Genomic DNA, 20,525 nt, shown 5'->3' on the forward strand with positions numbered 1-20,525 from the left:
TCAAATACTATGACTTACAGCAATCCGTACATTTACACCAGCGCGATCTTGAATTGCATTATTCAAAACTTTCACTGCATCCTGAACTGGACTAATAATTGCCCGTGTCCACTGCTCTTGCAATAGCTGGATAAGCTTATTGATAAATTCCTGTTTGGCTTCAATACTTTCTAGGCGAGCTTGTAAAGCTTTAATGTCATTTTCCAGCTCTGCTTCCCGATAATCATGTTCTTTCTGCTTTATGGCGGTATGAATCGCTTTCGCTCCATTTGCAGCAGAAGAAATAGTGGCTGAGGTAGCAGCTACTCTTATTCCTCTATCCACATATTTGTTAGCCGTTGCTTTACTGGCTTCCTTCGTAGCTTCCTGCACAGATTCTTTTGCACTTTTTTCAATGCTCTCTTTGCTTGTTATTTCGGTGGTTTCCTTGGCTCCTTTTTCAGCGCCATTCTCCCCTCCTTTTTCAATGCCCTTTTTCACTCCTTTTATAGCGCCCTCTTCCATTCCTTTTTCAGCGCCCTCTTCCACTCCGTTTTCAAGACCCTGTTTCACTCCTTTTTCAAGGCCCTCTTTTACTCCTTTTTCGGCGCCCTCTTTCATTCCTTTTTTAACTGCTGACTCAACACCTTCCTCAACACCCTTTTTTGCACCCTTTTTGGCACCAACCATAGCACCGGCAGCCGGTGCAGCTGCACCGAATGATACAAGAGCAACGCCTACAACCAGTAGGCCGTTATTAGCTCTTGTCAGGCGTGAGATCGCCTCTTCGCTACCATTGGCTAGCCTTACCGCACCCTCAGCGACTTCCACTGCTCCCGCTGCAGCGATACAAACACCTCCTGCTATCAGGGCAGGGTTTAAGCTGAAAACGCCTCCCACAACCATACTTGCACCAGCAACCACTTCTGCAGCACCCATGAAAAAATTACACACAGCGCCAAAGATCTTTTGTACTTTCTTTTGCTTTTCCAGCTCTTCTATATTGTTCTTTCGTTCCTGTTCGAGCTCGACATTTTTTTGAATATCCCTCAGTTTCTCTTCAAGAACTCTCTTAATTTCCTGCCTTTTAAACTGGAGTTCGAACTGGACGGTATCCGCCATATCTCCCATCAAACCGGCCAATCTCGATAAAGCATCTGTTAATGTTGAATAAAAACTGCCCTTATTCTCGTCTGTTTCTGGCATATCCAGTTCAACATGCTGGGTATTGCCTGCTATAGCACTTTTTGCAACAGGTGCTAAACTGCCCATTTCTATCTTTAATTTTTCACGCTGAGCAATCTCTAAGCTCTGTTGCGACAAATCCTGGACGTTTGTACTCTGATTGCCTTTCGTGATAATTTGTTGATTAATGCTATTTACCATCATTATTTTTTTCCTCAGTGCTGTCTGCTATCCCTAACTTCTCCTTCACAGAAGAAAATTCGCTCATAGCTTTTTGATTCAGGGTTTCAAATTCAGGCTTGCCCTCACACCTCAACATTGTCATTTCAAAACCACTACCTGCCTGCATCCAATTCTCTAATGCCAAATGACATTCAGCCGCATGGAATGACGGTCTTGGATCGAATGGATCTACGATTGCAGCCAGACTATATGCTTCAGCAGCCAATTCAAACTGAGATAAAGCCTGCCTGGTGGCTCCAAGCCCTAGCAAATACTTAGACTCCATATGGTTGCATTGACATAAAAGTTGGAAGAGAGGCAGAGCTTCTTGGTAGTTACAGTTTTGATATTTTTGATAAGCCAGGGCATATATGGTTTTAAGCTCTTCAGGCGTCATATCAAGCAAATCTGCCAGAGTTCCACCCTGCTCTAAAAAATTATTCCAATCTTTCGCGGATATTTCGTCCAACAAGGATGGGACCTCACTTTTTCGTAACATCTTCCTGTCCTACTTATATTGGATTGGCTACAACAAAGATTCTCGTCTTTGAAACGACTGATCCAGCCCCCTCCTTATCAATATACTCCTCCACCAACTTTCTTGCTGCAAACTTCTCGTCAAGACCTGGATCGCCATAAGTATCCCGTATTCTCTGAACCCATTGATGGCGGGAGCAGCCCAGCGAACGTGTTAATCCTGCCTCCAGGAGGTCACTATAATTTAGCGCGCTTTTTACTTCATTTAATACGTGTTGGCAGCGCTGTAGCCCCACCTCCGCATCAAATTGCACTTCACTCTTGGATTCGCTTTTAAAAGACACTTTCTTTCACCCTAGGAAGCTCATTTTTCACGAGCGTTAAATTACAGAAAACCTCTTCAATGAATCCAGTACAGATTTATTGTAGTTATTCATTGCCTCTATCAGATTGTTGAACCTGGTATTATCAACCGTCAAATTGGTCCCGAGCTGTTCGGTCAAAGTTGACAGCGTCGACACACGTGAATTAATATTTTCTTTAGCCGCCGTAAATGAAGTTGCGTTTAACATTCGCTTGTCAAATACTTCCTTCTGGTCCTTGCCTCGATACTTATATCCACCAGCAGCCCCGTCATCCCTTGTCTCCCATTCAAGATTTTTGTTGGCATATTTTGACTCATCCTTCAAATCAGGGCCTCTTATCCAATCACTTTCAAAAAATTCTGCGTCCTCGCCTTCTGTCCACCAGGCAGGCAGATTTAAACCTGAATCAGACATCAAGTCCTCATAAGCTTCCCTCAATGTATCCATCAGAGCTTCACCTGTTCTATCGATGTTTTGGTTAGGGAACATCTCAGGAAAGTTGTCGAGAGCAAACTTATCAAAATCTGATTTGTGCTCCACATGTTTGTATTTACACATTGACTCATGATTCATTTTTTCTGTTGAATCCTTCCATCCTCCGCTCCCCGGGACACTCGTTCCAGTCGACCATGTACGATTTTCTTCAACAAGTACTCTGGTGTTCATCTCGAAGGTGGCCATGATTTCATCCTCACCATTTTCAGCAAGTGCCTCCTGAAGCCACCCATCGACAGATGCAATCTGGCTTTTTAGCTTAGAAAGCTCAGATACTTTGTCAGTGAGTGACTCAATGAGTAGTGCATTGAGCTCAAAGCCCACACTTTCTGGTGGTATCTCTACTCCATTGTGGAATGCCTGACCGGATTCATTAACCGAAAATACACCCTTTTTAATATCTTCCCTCATCTTATCGCGCAAAGCGACCGTAGCTTGCTGAACATCATTCGAAATTTCTTCGGGAGTTTTATTCGATTGGGCATGTAGTGCTGCAATAGCATCAACATCTTCCTGGTAGTAGCCATTCGCATCAAAGCGCAACAAGTCCGCACCGGTTGAGAGCACCTGGACCATTGCCGACGGAGAGTTTCTCGTCTCATTGAGAACCTCTGCTGATGTGGCAAGCCTAACCTCTCCATTCGCATCTAGGCGTAAGTTAGAGGACCCAAACATCCACTGATCAGACTTAGCCACATCCGCTGCCAATTTACTGTTGTTTTTGATCAAAGGCTTGTTCGGTAAATCACTGCTGGGGATGCTTGACAATATAGTTACTAGACTATCTGACATATGATTTTCTTTCCTTGGTTAATACACCCACTTTTCAGTAGGGGCGTGACCTTAAGGAGCCTCCGAATAATTCCGTGGTTATAGAGCGACTCACAATCAAGGTGTGACTTCACAGGAATGTCTAGACCTTTCGAGACGTCGCAACACAGAGTGTGAATCGCTCTGAAAGCCCCGAGAGGCGGGCCTTGAAAGCCACATTTGTTGCGTTGCACCACTTGAAAGGGACTAAGGCCATTCGCGGCGAGCTGCGCCTAACCTCTGCAGCCTTCAAGACTCGCAAAGGTATTACAGAATTGTTTAGAGACTCCTTAGCATCTGTTAACTTTATGGGATGGTTTTTGCAAATCTGAGACTCTACAATTTCAATTTTAATTATCTCCGCACCTATAGTACGGAGCTAAAAACTTACCGCTTTAGATTTTTGGCTTTTTTTTTTTGATTTTGGTCATTTTTTGGGTCTGCCAAGCTCACCATTCTTTAAACAGGGCAATAATTCAGAGGGTGCATACCCTACCATCCAGCCTCAAGGTATTGATTGTTACCGCCTATTGAAGAGTAGATAGCAGATTGACGAACAACCTGGACACCTAAGGCAATCTCACAATATCCCTGTAAATCTACTAGACTACCGATGACGGGCGCGAATAGCCACAGCCACCTGATGGAGACAAAGCGGCAGATTTGACCTGTAAGGGCCACCTTGCGGGACTTACACAATCATTTCTATCCTGCTTTGCGATCTATTGAAAGGCCTTGACATTGTCATAAAGGCACGCCTTGATTATGAACAATCCTGAAGGCCAGAGGCATTACTGAATCATTCAGGTGCCCCTAGAGATTTCACAAATATATTCTGACATCTCCTGCTATTTATACATTTTCCTAAAAACAAAAGTCTATATTTTTAAGACTTAGGTGCAAGAGCTCGATATTCTAAAATCTATTTCTTATCAAATGATTACGTTTCACCTACTACCGGGACGGAAGAAAAGAATACCCCTCTCCCGGGACACGCTGTGAATACATCCCTGTATGCTCGTAATCGGCATCCATGCCTCATACGGTCCCGGCAGAGGGGTATTCTTCCCTTCCGCCTTATTAGTATATGAAAAATAACAAGCTCAAGTTCTAACAATACAACTACCGGCGCCACTAAGAAAAGAGAGGACCGGCATCACCCCAATAAAACAAAAAAGTCTACTCTCGATAAAGAGAAAATAGAATTTATCGATAAAAATCCCGCAATGAAAAGGATTACACATGACTATAAATCAAATCTACTTAAGAGGATGAACGATGTTCCTTTAGAGATAAGTAGCCCTATGAATAATTCTCGTATAAATACCGAATCAAAATATCTTCATACAACACACGATGAATTTAGCGCCGACGAAGTCCCTACACCCTTAGCGACTACTATTTCTGAGTCTACTTTTAATAAAGATTCTATTTACCCTTCCTTGGAGACTGTGGGGTTTTTATTCGCCATCTCCCAGTCAATAAGGGTACGCAGACCAGTCAATAAGGGTACGCAGACCAGTCAAAAGAAAATACTTTAAAAATGACAGGTTATGTTTACTCATACCATGGACTGCCAATGTTCAGTGCTTTATTTTTATAAATGTGTCGTCCCCATCGTGATTAAATCTGGACTATTTAGCCTCATAAAACCCTTGAAAAACTATTGAAGTATTTTCTGTTAGCAAAGTGAAGTTCACCGCAGTTAGGGTCAAAGCAATCAATTCCATCATATTCTAAAAAGATAAAGCCAAAATTCAAAGATTCTTCTTTTTGAAAATAGTTATAATTTAAACTAGAAACTTTGCAGTAGCTTATATATTTAAATATAAAGCGTAGCAATAAATCTGCCAAGTATTTTGTTAACTGTTCAATAGGAGAGCGTATAATGACATCGGTAAGCGGGGCAAGCAGTCAAGGGCCGAAATCTATTACCAGACGTGAAAATAAATCGCAAGTTCAAGAAAAAAATCCAGAAGAGACAATATCAAAAAAAAGGACCGGTTTAAGAGCCATTCTTTTTTCAAAATTGGGAGTGCCAAATAGTGTGAAGTCCATTTTTCGACGCCCGAATGAAGTAAAGCCTACTAATAGCGAAGGTAATCGCACGATTTGGAGTGGGAGTGACAACGTAGGTAGCCCCAGTTTTCTAGCAGAGTTTTCGAGGAAGGGTAATGACGGAAACGTCTCCAGAGAGAGTTGCGATTTATTTGAGCAGCCATTTGCTGAAGCCGTGCCTGATCATGATGATCCAAATAATATCCAAATTTATAAGGATCTTGATTTCGATGAGATTCTTAACATTAATGGCCACGTTTCGCCCAAAGTCCCTGAGAAAGTTTCATATCGCAATATCCCCCCCCTAAAGCCCCATATGTTTGGTAAGCAGCGAAACGCTGGGAATGATTTAGGTTTGCTGCCCTTGCCTCCTAAGCCGCCAATTGATGATACGTTTGGTGATATTTTGAACGTCGATAGTTTTTCTGATAAACCACCAAATATGACTACTGAAGAAGCCAACGAGAATAATAATGAGGGAAATAATGATTTTGACATGCCGCCCTTGCCTCCTAGGCCAAGGAAAACGGAGAATACACTTTTAAGTTTGGATGATTTACCACCGATTTCAAATGACAATTTACCATCGGGTTTAAATGACGATTCACTATCGTTTTAAATGACGATTTACCATCGGGTTTAAAATAACCCAGCGAGAAGAACAGATGGGCCGGCGCCCCTTGCCCTGAAATCTTCTTGTTAAAGATATACCTTTCGCATTTGCATGCCCAGTTTCGGTTAATATGGTTTCTGGGCATGCTCTTCATCAATGAAAGGAATTTCCCTGTCGATAGGTTTTCAAATTTTCCGACAAAAAAACACTGAAATCGCTTTGGGGCTTGTGGTGCCTCAGGCACAGATCATTACGCTGATTCATTAATGTACAAGTCGGGGTAATAGTTGAGGCTTGATGGGGATGGCTTTGAACTCTGTTTATATACGCGAGCCTACAATGCCCCCAGCTAAGCTATTTGATATTTATCAATGGCGTCGATATTACAAGGGTGATTTGACGCCCGGAAGAATTGACCAACATATAAAAATAAAGGGCTAAATTTTCAAGGTTGCACTAAGGAGCCCACTCTATTTGGGGTAAACTTCCACAATTATTCAGTGCTTCCCTAGGTTTGATGCGAATAGTTCAGCGGTTCCTTAACCTGACAAACATGAAAATCCTTGCTTTTATTTTATAAAATTGGCTTGCAGATAAACTAAACCACAACAAAAATGACCAATAACCATAAAAACAAGTGAAAACCTAAAGCGATCCTCTTTTATACTCGCTATTCTTAGATACAAATCTGGTCCTTTGAGTAAGAGTGTAAGGATGTTTATTAATATTAGGGAGCCTCTGGATACTTCCGTAATACCTCTGCAGGCATTGAACTCTGCAGAGGTTAGGCACAGTTCGCTGCGAATGGCCCCAGCTCTTTACAAGAGTTGCAACACGACAGATGCAGCCTTTAAGGCCCATCCTGCGAGGTTCGCAGAGCGATTTACACTCTGTGTTGCGACTTCTTCAAAGGTTTAGACACTCCTGCGAAGCCGCGTCTTGAATGTGAATCCCTCTACAGGTCAGAGGCATCACGGAATTATTCAGAAACTCCTTAGTTACAAATTGCGATTTGGAATTTTGAAAGTGTTTTTTTGTTGCAACCTGTTGAAGTCAAGATGCCATATCTTTAACAGCCAGTTTTTATCAAAATCAAGTTTATGTAGCCAGGTTAAGAATTTATAGTATGTCTAAAGTTACTACCAAAAATTGTAATTTTATTAGGGAAGTCCAAAATGTTCACAGCACGCAAACTTCGAAGGAGCTGCCTCAGCCCAACATAAAAACACATAGACTACAAGAATGCTCTCGTGCTTCCAGTGACAATGGCGCAAAAGATATTCCTGTAGGTACTCCAAACGCTATCACAAGTCTAGGTTCCACCATACAAATAGAATCCCTTAAACAGGCCTTGATTAATCTCATGGAGAACCTTACCCAAACCATGAGCGAGGATAGCTTCCCAAGTGCCGACCAAAAGATCAATGCTGTCAGGGCTAGCTTACAAGAGATGGAAGAAGCAGCGACTAAAGTATAAATACGCTGATTAAGCACCTTCACACTCTCGCCCACGATTTTCAACTAAAGATTTTTGATGGGACGGACTAAAGATAGCTTAACGAAACAACCCTTTATTTCGAACAATCAATTTTCTGGAGTTTTTTACCGTGCCTCTATTCAATTTTAAACTACCTAAGATGCCACCGGTCAAGCCGATCAAGAAAGTTCAAGGACCGAACCTGAGCAAAACTAACCTGAGCAAAACTAACCTGAGCGAAACAAGTATAAAGCCCACTCGTTTTGAAAAGGTAAAAGCGGATGCCCTCTGGGCTATCAAGTACTCCTGCAAGGCTTTCAATCATATTGCACTGGGAGATGGTCACAAAACTTCCGCCGCCCGCCAACCAGAGTCAATCAGTAAAAGTGAATCCCTTAATAGAGTAAAAGATTTAAGACTACCTGAAAAAGTTCAGCCACCTATCTTATCTGACAAGGCGTGGTTTGCTAATAAAACGTTATCTGATAAAGCGTGGACTAAAAATCTAGCGGACTATATCAAAACGGACGGCGCTTGGGCAGGAAGTAGTGGTGACAGTTTTCCCGAACTTCTCTCCCACTACCTAAAGCGCCCAATCAATGTAGTCTCGGTCCCCGAAGGAGGGGAAGCTTATGTTAACCAGCTCGGTAAAAAGTATGAAAATGGTGATTCACAGGCGATTAACCTACTGCTGAAGGATGATCACTTCCAAGTGATAAATAATAATGTTTCCACCACCAAAGAGCTTGCTGAACTTTTTAAGGGTAACGCTTTAGAATTGGCTGATGTGCAAGCAGACGGAAACTGTTTATTTTCTGCCGTATGTAAAGCGACAAACCAACCAACAAAGAACGCTTTGGAGTTACGTACTGGGCTAGGAGACTGGGTTATAAAGAATCAGGATCGCGAGGATGTAAAAAATGTCATCAAATTTATGAGACTAATTTAGATCAGATATTGGGTGTCGATATCGTGATGCCATGCGCTAACCCACAAAACCATGACCCCCATGCCTAACAGCGCCATAGTCAAGCTTATCAAGGGCTTAAGGAAGACTGGGGACAACTGCAATGGTTTTGCCAATGAGGATATGCAGCGAGTCAATACACAGGGTTCATTTGTAAGCTTTATTTCAAAAGCACCCTGCTGACTACACCAGTGCCCCTGAAAATCCCCCATTCCAATAAATAAGATGGGGGATTTTAGCGGACGTCAGGCTTCAATCAGTACATGTAAACCGCACCGGAATTCTCAGCCTGGTTATTATCCGGATCATTATTAATCCCGGTAGAATGACTGCTTTCAGCTGGAGCGCCTACGGCTAGGGTATGACCGTCCGCACTGAGGCTGACAGAAAAACCGAACCAATCATCTGTACCGCTATTGCCTGCTTTCAGATACGCTTTTTGCAACCAGGTCTTATCAACCAGCGTAAACACATACGCTGCGCCAGCATTTTCGACATTATTATTATTTTGTTCTCCCCCTATACCCTTTGCACTACTGTCTTCATAGGGCGCCCCCACTACCAGGGTTCGACCATCATCAGCCAGGCTAACGGACTCACCAAAAGTGTCAGAGGCATCTGAGTTACTGGCCTTTAAGTAGGTCTGCTGTGCCCACTGGCGATCTACACGGGCAAACACATAGGCAGCACCAGAGTCTCGGGCTTCATTATTGCTTTGATCGCCATCAGTGCCTGCTGCGTTACTATCTTCTCCGATGGCACCAACGGCCAAAATGTCACCACTAGCATTCAGGGTAACCGATTGACCGAAAAAATCCTCTGAATCAGTATTGCTGGCTTTGATATACGCCTGTTGTGCCCAATTACCATCCGTACGGGAGAAAACATAGCAAGCGCCAGCCTGTTCGGCTTCATTGTTGTTTTGCTCACCATCAATACCGACAGCGCTACTGCCTTCTCCAACCGCGCCAACGGCCATCGTAGAACCATCTCCGCTCAGGCTGACGGAAATTCCGAATTCATCTTTGGCGCCGGTATTGCTTGCCTTAACATACGCTTCCTGTACCCAGCTGCCATCCATATGGGAAAAAACATAGACCGCTCCTGAGTTCGAAGTATCACTAGTGCCCTGCCCCTCATCATTCCCTTCATTAATAGTATCTACCCGCAATGTACCGCTATCATCAAGAAAGTTGAGGTTAATACTGGGGTCAGTTTGATCGCCATTGATACCAATAGCTCTGCCATCTTCAAAAGGCGCACCTACCGCAAGAAGGCGGCCGTCATCACTGAGACTTAAAGAGCGCCCAAAATGATCATCGGCGTCTGTATTACTCGCTTTGATATACGCATCTTGTGTCCAGCTGCCATCTACACGTGTAAAAACATAGACCGCGCCGGAACCTGGGGCATCAGTATTACCTTGGTCGCCATTGATTCCTGTTGTGCCACTGCTCTCAAAGGGTGCGCCAACGGCTAAAGTATTGCCGTCTCCACTGAGGGCAACAACACCGAAAAACCATCCTCCACTATTATTACTGGCTTTGAGATAGGCCTCCTGTACCCAGGCGTTATCTATCCGTACAAACACATAGACCGCACCGGCTGGGCCGATGCCGTCATCGTTTTCCTGGTCGCCATTGATACCGACCGCATCGCTTTTCTCACTAACAGCGCCTACTGCCAGGGTGTGGCCATCGGCACTAATGGCAACCGACGCTCCGAAGAAATCGTCAGCGCCGGTATTGCTGGCCTTAAAGTAGCCAATGCTCTCCACCAAGGTGTCGTTCACAGCAAGGGGGGCTGAATCAGTGCACTGCTCTTGCTCTCCCGCTTTGTTACAAGCTTGCAGAATATATTGCGCATTTGTTCGGGCGTGGAGGGGCACCTCCAAAGCCAGGGTCTCACTACCCTGGGGAATATCCTCGACCAAAGGTGTGAAACCGGAAACCCCATCAGGGTTTTCCAGCAGATGGTAATGAGTAGCCCCTTCCGCGTCGGCCCAATTAAAACGGAAAATCTTGATTGCCTCGAAGCTCAGAGTAAAATCCTGGGCTATTCCAGGGGCGGCAGGTGGATCTTCTTCAGGTGGATCTTCTTCAGGTGGATCTTCTGCGGGTGGATCTTCTGCGGGTGGATCTTCTTCAGGTGGATCTTCTGCAGGTGGATCTTCCGCAGGCGACTCTGCTACCGCGGTATCTTCACCGCTAGTATCGCCATTATTAGACCCCCCGCCACTACAGCCAGCAAGGGTAGAGAGAAATACAGCCATAATAATGGCCTTGTAGCTCTGAATGGTCACTTTCATCAACTCTTATAGATTTCACCAAATACCGGCATTATCTGCTTTTGCCCAAATCCTCTCTTTAGCTTTTGGGCTTTTTTTTGTTAATTTCTGAAGATTTCGGGGGTCAAGCGCCCGAAAGAGTTATCGGGAATACCTACTGCCGCATAAAGGTAAAAAAAGGCCCAGGAATGAGCCATAAAAGGAATGAAAAACTCAGCAACCAAGGGTCTACTGATAAACAGCACTTCAAAGTGAAAAATTTAGTATGCCAGGATCAATCACCAGCAGATCAACACAATAAAGTACAATACATCAACAAAACACAATCAAGCTCTTATTTCACGGAGGCGAGATCATTTTATTCACCAAGAACAGTACAAACTCACCCCAAATACTTCAAACACCTAATCGACAAAAAAATAACCCAAGCTTCCCGGTCGACGCAATTCTGACCCCGGTGGCCATTTTTTGACAAAAACTTACCTGATCACAACCAGTGGACTAATTACTGCCAGTGAACGAAATCAAGAAGTTCTGATTAACCTACCCTCAAAAATAAAACCTCCCAATACTTTTGGAAATGGGAGGTGAAGCATTTGACTACCGCTATCTATTTATCCACTTATAAGGCCTCTTCAATATTCACAGTCGCGTCCATTGCTTGATAATTTCTTAAGAGATCTTTTGCGCGGCCAATGCTTTGTTTAAATCTCTCTAATGTTGGTTCTCCAGAATCATTAGAACCTAAGAAATATTTTTTATCCTCTTCAAGTTCCGATATATTGGATTGTGCTTTCTCAATTGTTGACCTATGTAATCCTTCAGCACGACCCATTAGCTCACCCACCTCAACTATCAGAGGCTCTATTACATTTGTGCTAAAATTCGCAAAGGTCGACACTAAAGCCTGCGGATAACTTATACCACCTATGCCACGATCAGGATCAAAAAGATTTTCCGTGCACTTTAAATGTTCTTCACATCTACCCGCAAAAGTGTCATGAAGTTTGTCTTCTCTGTCCACAGAAGATTTAGTGCCCCTGACTGCTATATCTTTCGCGTATTTACCATTTGAATGAATATTTGCGCTCATCATCTGTTCTTTTAAGTTTTTGGATGCAGGTGCAATAATGTTTGGCTTGGAAGGATGAGCCTTAAAAGATGACAATTTGCTGAAAAATGTCGTTATTCTTGCGCGAATTTTGCCTATTCTACTTTTCGGTTCGCTCGTTTTGTCAATTTGCTGTGTTTCTACTATGCGCCTGTTCGCATCAGCCTTAACAGCTTCATAGGTAGTTTTCATATTAAGTTAATCCTAAATAATAGTACTTCAGTCAAATTTTATTAAAATCAGCCAGTTAATCTTTCAATTTTTGACTTGCAAGTATAAGATACGGTCAATTTTAATAAGATATTTTCAGAAATGGCGACATACGCTTATCTTCTAGCGACATAAAGGGATTGCAGTTATTAATTAAAACCAAGTCTAAGCGAAATAACCATAACCTCGATTATGGTATTTAGTGACCGGTATCTACCGGGCCAGAAAGGAGTCTATCTTACCCCCTACCCTATCCTTAAGTTTTTAAATGCAAAATAATCGCAACTTTACAGGCTGCCTGGCTCCGAAACACCGCCCAACAGGATGGCTTAAAAAGGGGCATTTCCGCAAGGCTACAAACCTTTTAGCGCAATAGCCTGATTCTACCCACCTCATCACGTAGCTTTATCAATTAAGCGCCCCCTCGCGATAGCAGCACCAACCGCTCGCAATAACGCCTGAAACCTAAAAATAGACGCCTGAAACTTAAAGAAAATAAATCAGCTACCTGGATAATCATCCCTTCATACCCACTCCCCATAGCCAATAAAAATGACCATTCAATATTACAAAGTTCTACTGATACTGCTGCTTCTTTCGATCCTTTCGGGATGTAGCGGAGGCTCCAGTGATCAAAAGACTGTCGACGAAGAACCGGCTGTCGCAGAGTCGCCTGCAGAAGACCCACCCGCGGAAGACCCACCCGCAGAAGACCCGCCCGCGGAAGACCCGCCCGCGGAAGACCCGCCCGCGGAAGACCCGCCCGCGGAAGACCCGCCCGCAGAAGACCCGCCCGCAGAAGACCCGCCTGCTGCCCCCGGCGTAGCTCAGGATTTCACCCTGAGCTTTGAGGCTGTCAAAATTTTCCGTTTTAACTGGACCGACGCCGAAGGGGCCACCCACTACCATCTGCTGGAAAACCCCGATGGGAGCTCCGGTTTTAACCCGGTTGTGGAGAATATCCCCCAGGGCAGCGGCACCCTGGCTTTGGAAGTGCCCCTCCACGCCCGCACAAACGCACAATATATACTGCAAGCCTGTAACGGCGAGAACGAGCAAGAGCAGTGCACTGACTCAGACCTGCTCTCTGTCAGCGATACCCTGGTAGCGAGTATTGGCTACTTCAAGGCCAGCAACACCGACCCAGGTGACAATTTTGGTTTCGCTATCAGCCTTAGCGCCGATGGCCACACTCTGGCCGTAGGGGCTCATTACGAGCGGAGCAGCGCCACCGGTATCGATGGGGATCAGTCCGATAATGGCGCCGCTTACGCAGGCGCGGTCTATGTGTTTGCCAAGGTGGGAGAAACCTGGGTACAGCAGGCCTACCTCAAAGCCAGCAATACCGATGAGTATGACTTTTTCGGTAGTTCGGTCAGCCTCAGTGCCGATGGCCACACCCTGGCTGTGAGCGCCCTAGGTGAGGGCAGTAGCGCAACCGGTATTGATGGCGATCAGTCCGATAATAGCGCCGAAAGAGCTGGCGCGGTCTATGTGTTTGTCCGGGTGGACGAAACCTGGGTTCAACAGGCCTATCTAAAAGCCAGTAATACCGATGCTCATGATAGCTTCGGTCGCTCTGTCAGCCTCAGTGCCGATGGCTACACCCTGGCTGTGGGGGCTGATAACGAGGAGAGCAGCGCAACCGGTATCGGCGGAGATCAGCTCGATAATAGCGCCTCCAATGCTGGCGCGGTCTATGTGTTTACTCGGGAGAATGACGCCTGGGTACAGCAAGCCTATATCAAGGCCAGCAATACTGATGCCTATGACAATTTTGGCTACTCTGTCAGCCTCAGTGCCAATGGCCGCACCCTGGCTGTGAGCGCCCTAGGTGAGGGCAGTAGCGCAACCGGTATTGATGGCGATCAGTCCGATAATAGCGCCTCCAATGCTGGCGCGGTCTATGTGTTTACTCGGGAGGACAATACCTGGGTACAGCAGGCCTACCTCAAAGCCAGTAATACTGATGCTGATGATTATTTCGGCAGCTCCGTCAGCCTCAGTGCCGATGGCCACACCCTGGCTGTGGGGGCTGATAACGAGGAGAGCAGCGCTACCGGTATTGATGGCGACCAGTCAGATAACAGCGCTTCGGGCGCTGGTGCAGCCTATCTGTTTGCTCAAGTGGGTAAGACCTGGGTACAGCAGGCCTACCTTAAAGCCAGCAATACCGATGGCGATGATTTATTCGGTGGTTCCGTCAGCCTCAGTGCCGATGGACGCACACTGGCTGTAGCGGCTATTTTCGAGGCCAGTAGCGCCGCCGGTATCAACGGCGACCAGTCGGATAATAGCGTCGTTGCCTTTGCTTCCAGCGCTGGCGCAGTCTATGTATTTAGCCGAGGGGAGGAAGTCTGGGCTCAGCAGGCCTATGTCAAGGCCAGCAATAACAGTCTTCTTTTTGGTACCTCTGTCGCCCTTAGCGCCGATGGCCACACTCTGGCCGTAGGGGCTCATTACGAGCGGAGCAGCGCCACCGGTATCGATGGGGATCAGTCCGATAATAGCGCCGAAAGATCTGGCGCGGTCTATGTTTACTGAATTTTGCAAGGAGTGTATTAAGGAGTGGCCCTGAAGCCCTTTGGTGGGACTGATATTGGTGTATAACACCAGCGTTGAAAGGCTGATAAATACGCCTATATCAGTCCACCCCTACATTTACGCACCCAGCTAGGTCTCTAGCCTCCCTGGGTGCGCTCCCAAAACAGAATGCGCTCAAATTCAGTCAGTGCACCAAAGAAATCCTCTACCACCCGGCTCCCAGTTAACCCCTGACATTTTCATTAACCTCGGGCGTGCCGCATCTATAAAACCCTTAGCTCAGTGGCTTTCCATAGAAGGTGGCCAAGGACAAGCGCAGCACCAACCTAATTCTGAAGAGCTTCTGGCTTTTCTTTCAGGAACTCTCTGCTGATCAAATATCTCAACATCATTACTGAATAGGAATAGGAATAGGAATAGGAGCGCCGGTTTATCAACCGAATAACCAAGCCTATAAGGGATACCCATAATAAATAAGAGGGACGGCCTTCTTTCTGTTTCTTGAAAATGGCAACACCAACCGCACCCCGATAACGGCAGAAATCTATAAAAAAATGCCTAAATACTAAAGAAAAAAAATCGGCAAACGAGATAATCCCCCCATCTTGTCCACGCCAAAAAGTCAACAACTATGACCGTTCAATATTGCAAAGTTCTACTGATGCTGCTGCTTCTTTCGATCCTTTCGGGATGTAGCGGAGGCTCCAGTGATAAAAAGACTGTCGACGAAGAACCGGCTGTCGCAGAGTCGCCTGCAGAAGACCCACCCGCAGAAGACCCGCCCGCAGAAGACCCACCCGCAGAAGACCCGCCCGCAGAAGACCCACCCGCAGAAGACCCGCCCGCAGAAGACCCGCCCGCAGAAGACCCGCCTGCAGCCCCTGGCGTAGTTCAGGATTTCACCCTGAGCTTCGAGGCGACCAAACTTTTCCGCTTTGATTGGACCGACGCCGAAGGGGCCACCCACTACCATCTGCTGGAAAACCCCGACGGGAGTTCAGGCTTCAGCCCGGTTGTGAAAAATATTTCCCAGGGCAGCGGCACCCTGGCTTTGGAGGTCCCCCTCTTCGCCCGCACGAACGCACAATATATACTGCAAGCCTGTAACGGCGAGGGCGAGCAAGAGCAGTGCACTGACTCAGACCTGCTCTCTGTCAGCGATACCCTGGTAGCGAGTATTGGCTACTTCAAGGCCAGCAATACCGACCCAGGTGACACCTTTGGTGCCTCTGTCAGCCTCAGCGCCGATGGCCACACTCTGGCCGTAGGGGCTCCTTCCGAAGACAGCAACGCTACCGGTGCTCACGGCGACCAGTTCGATAATAGCGCTGAGAATTCCGGCGCGGTCTATGTGTTTGCCAGAGTGAATAACGCCTGGGAACAACAGGCCTACCTCAAGGCCAGCAATACAAATACTGCTGTTCAGTTTGGCAGATCCGTCAGCCTCAGCGCCGATGGTCGCACCCTGGCTGTGGGGGCATCTGCCGAGAGCAGCAGCGTTAATCGCATTCAATCCGACACTAGCGCCGAGTATGCGGGCGAAGTCTACATCTACACCCAGGCGGATGAGGTCTGGACACTGCAGGCTCACCTCAAAGCCCACAATGCCGATTCGTTAGATCTTTTCGGCACCGCTGTAAGTCTCAGTGCCGATGGCCACACCCTGGCTGTGGGGGCTGCCGGCGAGAGCAACAGCGTTGGCGGTATTAGTCGTATTCAATCCAGCAGTAGCGCCGAAAATGCAGGCGCTGTCTATATCTTTGCCCAGGCGAATGCGGTCTGGACACAGCAGGCTTACCTCAAAGCCCGCAATGCCGATTCTTTAGATCGTTTCGGCACCGCTGTAAGTCTCAGTGCCGATGGCCACACCCTGGCTGTGGGGGCTATTGGCGAGAGCAGCAGCGCTACCGGTATTAATGGCAACGAATCCGATAATAGCGTTGAGAATTCCGGCGCGGTCTATGTGTTTGCCAGAGCGAATAACGCCTGGGAACAACTAGCCTACCTCAAAGCCAGTAATACTGATGCTGGTGATTGGTTTGGCAGATCCGTCAGCCTCAGTGCCGATGGTCGCACCCTGGCCGTGGGGGCGTCTGCCGAGAGCAGCAGCGCTACCGGTGGTATTCATGGCGATCAAGCCGATAATAGCGCTGTGGGTTCCGGTGCGGTCTATGTCTTTACCCAGGCGGATAACGTCTGGACACAACAGGCTTACCTAAAAGCCCGCAATGCCGATTCTTTAGATCTTTTCGGCACCTCTGTAAGCCTCAGTGCCGATGGCCACACCCTGGCAGTGGGGGCCTTTGGCGAGAGCAGCGGCGCTACCGGTATTAATGGCGATCAAGCCGATAATAGCGCGCTCTTTTCAGGTGCGGCCTATGTGTTTACCCAGGTGAATAACGCCTGGACACAGCAAACCTACCTCAAAGCCAGCAATACCGATAGCCTTGACCAATTCGGCCAGTCCGTCAGCCTCAGTGCCCATGGTGGCACCCTGGCTGTGGGGGCTGGCTCCGAGGACAGCAGCGCTACCGGTATTAATGGCGATCAAGCCGATAATAGCGCGGAAGCATCCGGCGCAATCTATGTTTACTGAGTCTCGCACATAAATTATTAAGGAAGGGGCTCAGATGCACCAAAGCTCAACGGATATAGGTTTCCAACCTTAGCGTTGAAAAGCGAACCAACAGGCCTGCCGCAGCAATTAAATGTCGGCCCCCTGAGCGCTGAGCTACCCACCTGTACGTCTACATAACTGGGCGCGCTAGTGCCAAGTATTCTCAAAATACAGCAATAAGAGAGGAAGCTGCATGGGCATTCCCAAAACGGGCAAAACCAACAAACCACAGTCCACCGGCCCCTATAACGGGCATAGAGATACCGACACCCGCGGTAGTCAGGGTGGACGTTCCTCCACATATGCCGCCGAGAGGGAAAGGCTCCAAGAAAATTGTAAACATGCTTTTTCTCGAGGGCTTAACAGATTTAAAGGTCCCAGTGAGAAGTCTTTTGACGCACTACGCAAAACATTGGGGGAAAGCTTAGACACTCTTACTTTAAAATCCAGAAAAGCTGAAAAAGAGGCCGCCAAAGAAGTGGAGCGGATCCAGATAATGGCCAGCGAAACAAAACCTGAAGCAATGAACAAGCATGTCGAACTACAATTGGCTGAAAGAGCAAAGCTCACCAAGAAAGCTGGAAAGTATGATCACGGGGGCTCTGAGAGGCGGAGGATTATTAACGAAAAATTCCAGAAGCTAATAGATAAAAAGAATAAGCGTGCTAGAAACATACGCAACAGGCGACCTCGCCAGCAAGATCCCAGCATTACAATTAAGATTGAACAAAGAAGCCAGCCTCTCAAGGATAAAATCGACAGACTGTTGGAATCACCTTATGAAAGTTACACCCAAGATATTAAAACGCGATTAAATGATAAGGAGCCAATAAATCTTCCTGACCTGCGAAGCGATATTGTCAAACTCCAGCATGCAATCATTGCTTATCATGTAGCCCTTCAACAATTGGGCGAGATAGACAGCGACCTAAAGCATGATTGTGAAGAGACACTCGCCTCTAATAAAAGCCTCGCAAAAGACATCGCCGCTAAGGCAGAGAAGTTAATCGACGTTCTAGAAAATGAAGAGGCCCGATCCAAAATGATGATTATCCAAGGGGGGAAGGCTTACCCCTATAAAGGCGAGGACAAGAATGCAGTGCAAGGGGAACTTGAAACTTTACTCAATAACGCGGAGTACTTCCTAGAGGCTGCCCATACAATGCTCCAAAGCAATGAGGAAACCATTAAAAGCTACGTTGCCCCCGAAACTGAGGAGGATGATAGCAATAGCATAGTCGATATGAACGATCAAAAGTAGTCGTTCAGGCTTGATCTGACAGTGACCGGTTTTCCAGCAGGTGTTCTGTCAGGTCAAATTCAGTTTGCGAATTTTTTTCAGAAGCCTTTTCACGCTTCAAGGGTTGCCATCGGAGTGCGGCCGCAACACATATTACCCTCGTGTTACCCTCGTGTTACCCACGTGGTTGCGAGCATTATTATAATAGCTGCGCCATTCAGGGGCCCTGGGTATGGATCATGGGATTTATCCTTGGTGTTATTTTTAGATTTAGGCACCTCTATGAAAACCGCCCCCCCTTTTTTCAACAGGCCAAATCAGATTTGGCCTGAACCAGGGAGCCTCTGAATAATTCCATAATAGCTGTACCGATCTTGATGGCTGCAGAGGTTAGACACAGTTCACCGCGAATGGCCCCAGCCCTTTGCAAGATCTGCAACGCAGCAGATAAAGCCTGCAAAACCCGCCCTTCTGGTCCTTCAGAGCGATTCACGGAACTATTCAGAGGCTCCCTATCCAAACAATCTCCGCTGCACTTTTATACCCGTAGAAGCTTCTATCGCCAATCTGCCACCATACTTGTTAATACTCATAGAAGCACCAAAAAAACCACCCACCTCAGAGATGTTCAACCTAACAAAGAGCTGCTAGATTCTATGAATATTTTCATAAACAACTATAAACTACCCAAAGTGTAATCGTTCCTCTCCTGGATTAAGCATCGAAAATACATAATGCCGCCTGTAGCAATATCTATTTGAATGCCCCCTATAAACAACCAGTATTTTGGCATACTGGCTAAGAATGACAGTGAACAGCCAAGTCATAATTCAGCACCACCACAATACCACCAACCCAAACCTCACCGAATTCACCAGGAAACCCAAGCTCATTTTTTAAAATAAATATCCAAAAATGAAAGCCTGATAATTTCATTCCTGATACCTTACACCAGTTCAAAATATTTTTAATGGAGTAATTAGTATGTCAAGTATAGGTTCAACAAGCAGTCAAAGAACAATAGAAAGCACAACAAACAGACAACAAGAAAATCCAACTGCTGTAAGCAATGGAACAAATTCCACGGTTTCGCAAATGTCAGAGCGTGCACGTTCAAGTGCCGCCCCAGAAATAGCTTACGCTATCGATGTAGTCGAAGATATGAAGGCGAATAGGGATGCTGCTCATCGTGACTTACAAGATAGCTTGACAAGTGTTAGAGATGAAACAGAGTACCTAAGATCGTTTAAAAAATGGAGAAATGTGCTCACTAGATTATATTCCCGTGAAATGAGGTTAGAATTTAAAGCCGCCAAATCCCTTGTTAAAAGTGAGCAAAAAAAGCTTGCCACTGCAAGAAGTAAGCATCAAAGATATGTTAATGATCTTAAGAAATTTGAACATGAACAACAAAATCCCCCATTCGCGAACCCAGTTGACAACCCAGTTGACAACCCAGCTGACAACCCAGCTGACAACCCAGCTGAGATCCCAGTTGCGGCAGTTATTTCTGAAGCGGGAGAAGTTTCAGAAATTTCAGAAGCTACAGTGCGCAACAGACAAGAAAGTGAGGGTGACAGAGAGCGCCAAGAAATAATACAACAAATCCAACATCTGAACACACCAGTACATCCTGTCAATATCCACTCCGAAAATGTAAGCAATAACGAAACTCAGGGCAACGAAATGACTGAAGATCAGCAACTCCTCTCATCCTAATAAAAAACACCTATTAGCTTCCTAAAGGGATTCATACTTGATCTGACAGATTCCGGTTAGAGAAGATATTCTGCCAGATCAAGTTCAAGCAAAGTGTTTTATCTACCCATCCGATAGAACTTTAACACTTTTATGATCTAAGGAAATAA

The 20,525-nt window shown here is 46.1% G+C and carries 14 protein-coding genes; 7 read left to right on the top strand and 7 right to left on the bottom strand.

All coding sequences use genetic code 11. The features are described from left to right. Genes sctE through LC073_RS16095 form a run of 4 tightly spaced genes read right to left on the bottom strand, consistent with a single transcriptional unit; the run spans nucleotide 1 to nucleotide 3,515 of the window. Entirely contained in the window at nucleotides 1-1,368 is a 1,368-nt protein-coding gene (sctE, locus tag LC073_RS16080) for a type III secretion system translocon subunit SctE (RefSeq protein WP_226648334.1), read from the bottom strand. Next, nucleotides 1,355-1,885 (bottom strand): SycD/LcrH family type III secretion system chaperone, encoded by a 531-nt coding sequence (locus tag LC073_RS16085; protein ID WP_226648335.1) that lies wholly within the window; start codon nucleotides 1,883-1,885, stop codon nucleotides 1,355-1,357. The genes sctE and LC073_RS16085 overlap by 14 nt, the downstream gene beginning before the upstream one ends. A gap of 13 nt (nucleotides 1,886-1,898) precedes the next feature. Next, nucleotides 1,899-2,207, bottom strand: coding sequence for a hypothetical protein (locus LC073_RS16090; protein WP_226648336.1), 309 nt, complete (start codon nucleotides 2,205-2,207; stop codon nucleotides 1,899-1,901). Nucleotides 2,208-2,243: 36 nt separating this feature from the next. After that, nucleotides 2,244-3,515: a hypothetical protein gene (locus LC073_RS16095; RefSeq protein WP_226648337.1), complete on the bottom strand. Its 1,272-nt coding sequence runs from the start codon at nucleotides 3,513-3,515 to the stop codon at nucleotides 2,244-2,246. A gap of 1,906 nt (nucleotides 3,516-5,421) precedes the next feature. On the opposite strand from LC073_RS16095, the gene LC073_RS16100 reads away from it, so the two are divergent. The 3 genes from LC073_RS16100 (at nucleotide 5,422) to LC073_RS16110 (ending at nucleotide 8,630) form a co-directional block, all read left to right on the top strand. Continuing rightward, nucleotides 5,422-6,210, top strand: coding sequence for a hypothetical protein (locus LC073_RS16100; RefSeq protein WP_226648338.1), 789 nt, complete (start codon nucleotides 5,422-5,424; stop codon nucleotides 6,208-6,210). A gap of 1,120 nt (nucleotides 6,211-7,330) precedes the next feature. Next, a complete protein-coding gene (locus LC073_RS16105) occupies nucleotides 7,331-7,681 on the top strand; it encodes a hypothetical protein (RefSeq protein ID WP_226648339.1) in 351 nt (116 codons plus the stop codon). A gap of 130 nt (nucleotides 7,682-7,811) precedes the next feature. After that, a complete protein-coding gene (locus LC073_RS16110; RefSeq protein ID WP_226648340.1) occupies nucleotides 7,812-8,630 on the top strand; it encodes an OTU domain-containing protein in 819 nt (272 codons plus the stop codon). Between the two features lie 274 nt (nucleotides 8,631-8,904). Here the strand turns inward: LC073_RS16110 and LC073_RS16115 are convergent, their stop codons facing one another. Together LC073_RS16115 and LC073_RS16120 are read right to left on the bottom strand one after the other, a co-directional pair. Then, the gene (locus LC073_RS16115) at nucleotides 8,905-10,956 is read right to left on the bottom strand and encodes an FG-GAP repeat protein (RefSeq protein WP_226648341.1); all 2,052 of its coding nucleotides are present in this window, start codon (nucleotides 10,954-10,956) and stop codon (nucleotides 8,905-8,907) included. Between the two features lie 601 nt (nucleotides 10,957-11,557). Further along, nucleotides 11,558-12,238, bottom strand: a complete 681-nt coding sequence (locus LC073_RS16120; RefSeq protein WP_226648342.1) for a hypothetical protein — start codon at nucleotides 12,236-12,238, stop codon at nucleotides 11,558-11,560. 570 nt (nucleotides 12,239-12,808) lie between these two features. Between LC073_RS16120 and LC073_RS16125 the strand changes: the two genes are divergently transcribed. The 3 genes from LC073_RS16125 (at nucleotide 12,809) to LC073_RS16135 (ending at nucleotide 18,678) form a co-directional block, all read left to right on the top strand. Then, nucleotides 12,809-14,800, top strand: coding sequence for an FG-GAP repeat protein (locus LC073_RS16125; protein ID WP_226648343.1), 1,992 nt, complete (start codon nucleotides 12,809-12,811; stop codon nucleotides 14,798-14,800). A 631-nt stretch (nucleotides 14,801-15,431) separates the two neighbouring features. Further along, nucleotides 15,432-17,396 carry an FG-GAP repeat protein gene (locus LC073_RS16130; protein ID WP_226648344.1) on the top strand — a complete coding sequence of 655 codons (1,965 nt, stop codon included), beginning with the start codon at nucleotides 15,432-15,434 and terminating at the stop codon, nucleotides 17,394-17,396. A gap of 214 nt (nucleotides 17,397-17,610) precedes the next feature. Next, a complete protein-coding gene (locus tag LC073_RS16135) occupies nucleotides 17,611-18,678 on the top strand; it encodes a hypothetical protein (RefSeq protein WP_226648345.1) in 1,068 nt (355 codons plus the stop codon). A gap of 777 nt (nucleotides 18,679-19,455) precedes the next feature. Here LC073_RS16135 and LC073_RS16140 read toward each other — a convergent pair. Then, complete coding sequence (locus LC073_RS16140) at nucleotides 19,456-19,593, bottom strand: hypothetical protein (RefSeq protein WP_226648346.1); 138 nt, start codon at nucleotides 19,591-19,593, stop codon at nucleotides 19,456-19,458. A 48-nt stretch (nucleotides 19,594-19,641) separates the two neighbouring features. On the opposite strand from LC073_RS16140, the gene LC073_RS16145 reads away from it, so the two are divergent. Continuing rightward, on the top strand, nucleotides 19,642-20,376 hold the full coding sequence (locus tag LC073_RS16145) for a hypothetical protein (RefSeq protein WP_226648347.1): 735 nt from the start codon (nucleotides 19,642-19,644) through the stop codon (nucleotides 20,374-20,376). The last annotated feature ends 149 nt before the right edge of the window (nucleotides 20,377-20,525 follow it).

It is taken from the genome of Microbulbifer variabilis, assembly GCF_020524905.1.
Lineage (GTDB): Bacteria > Pseudomonadota > Gammaproteobacteria > Pseudomonadales > Cellvibrionaceae > Microbulbifer > Microbulbifer variabilis_A.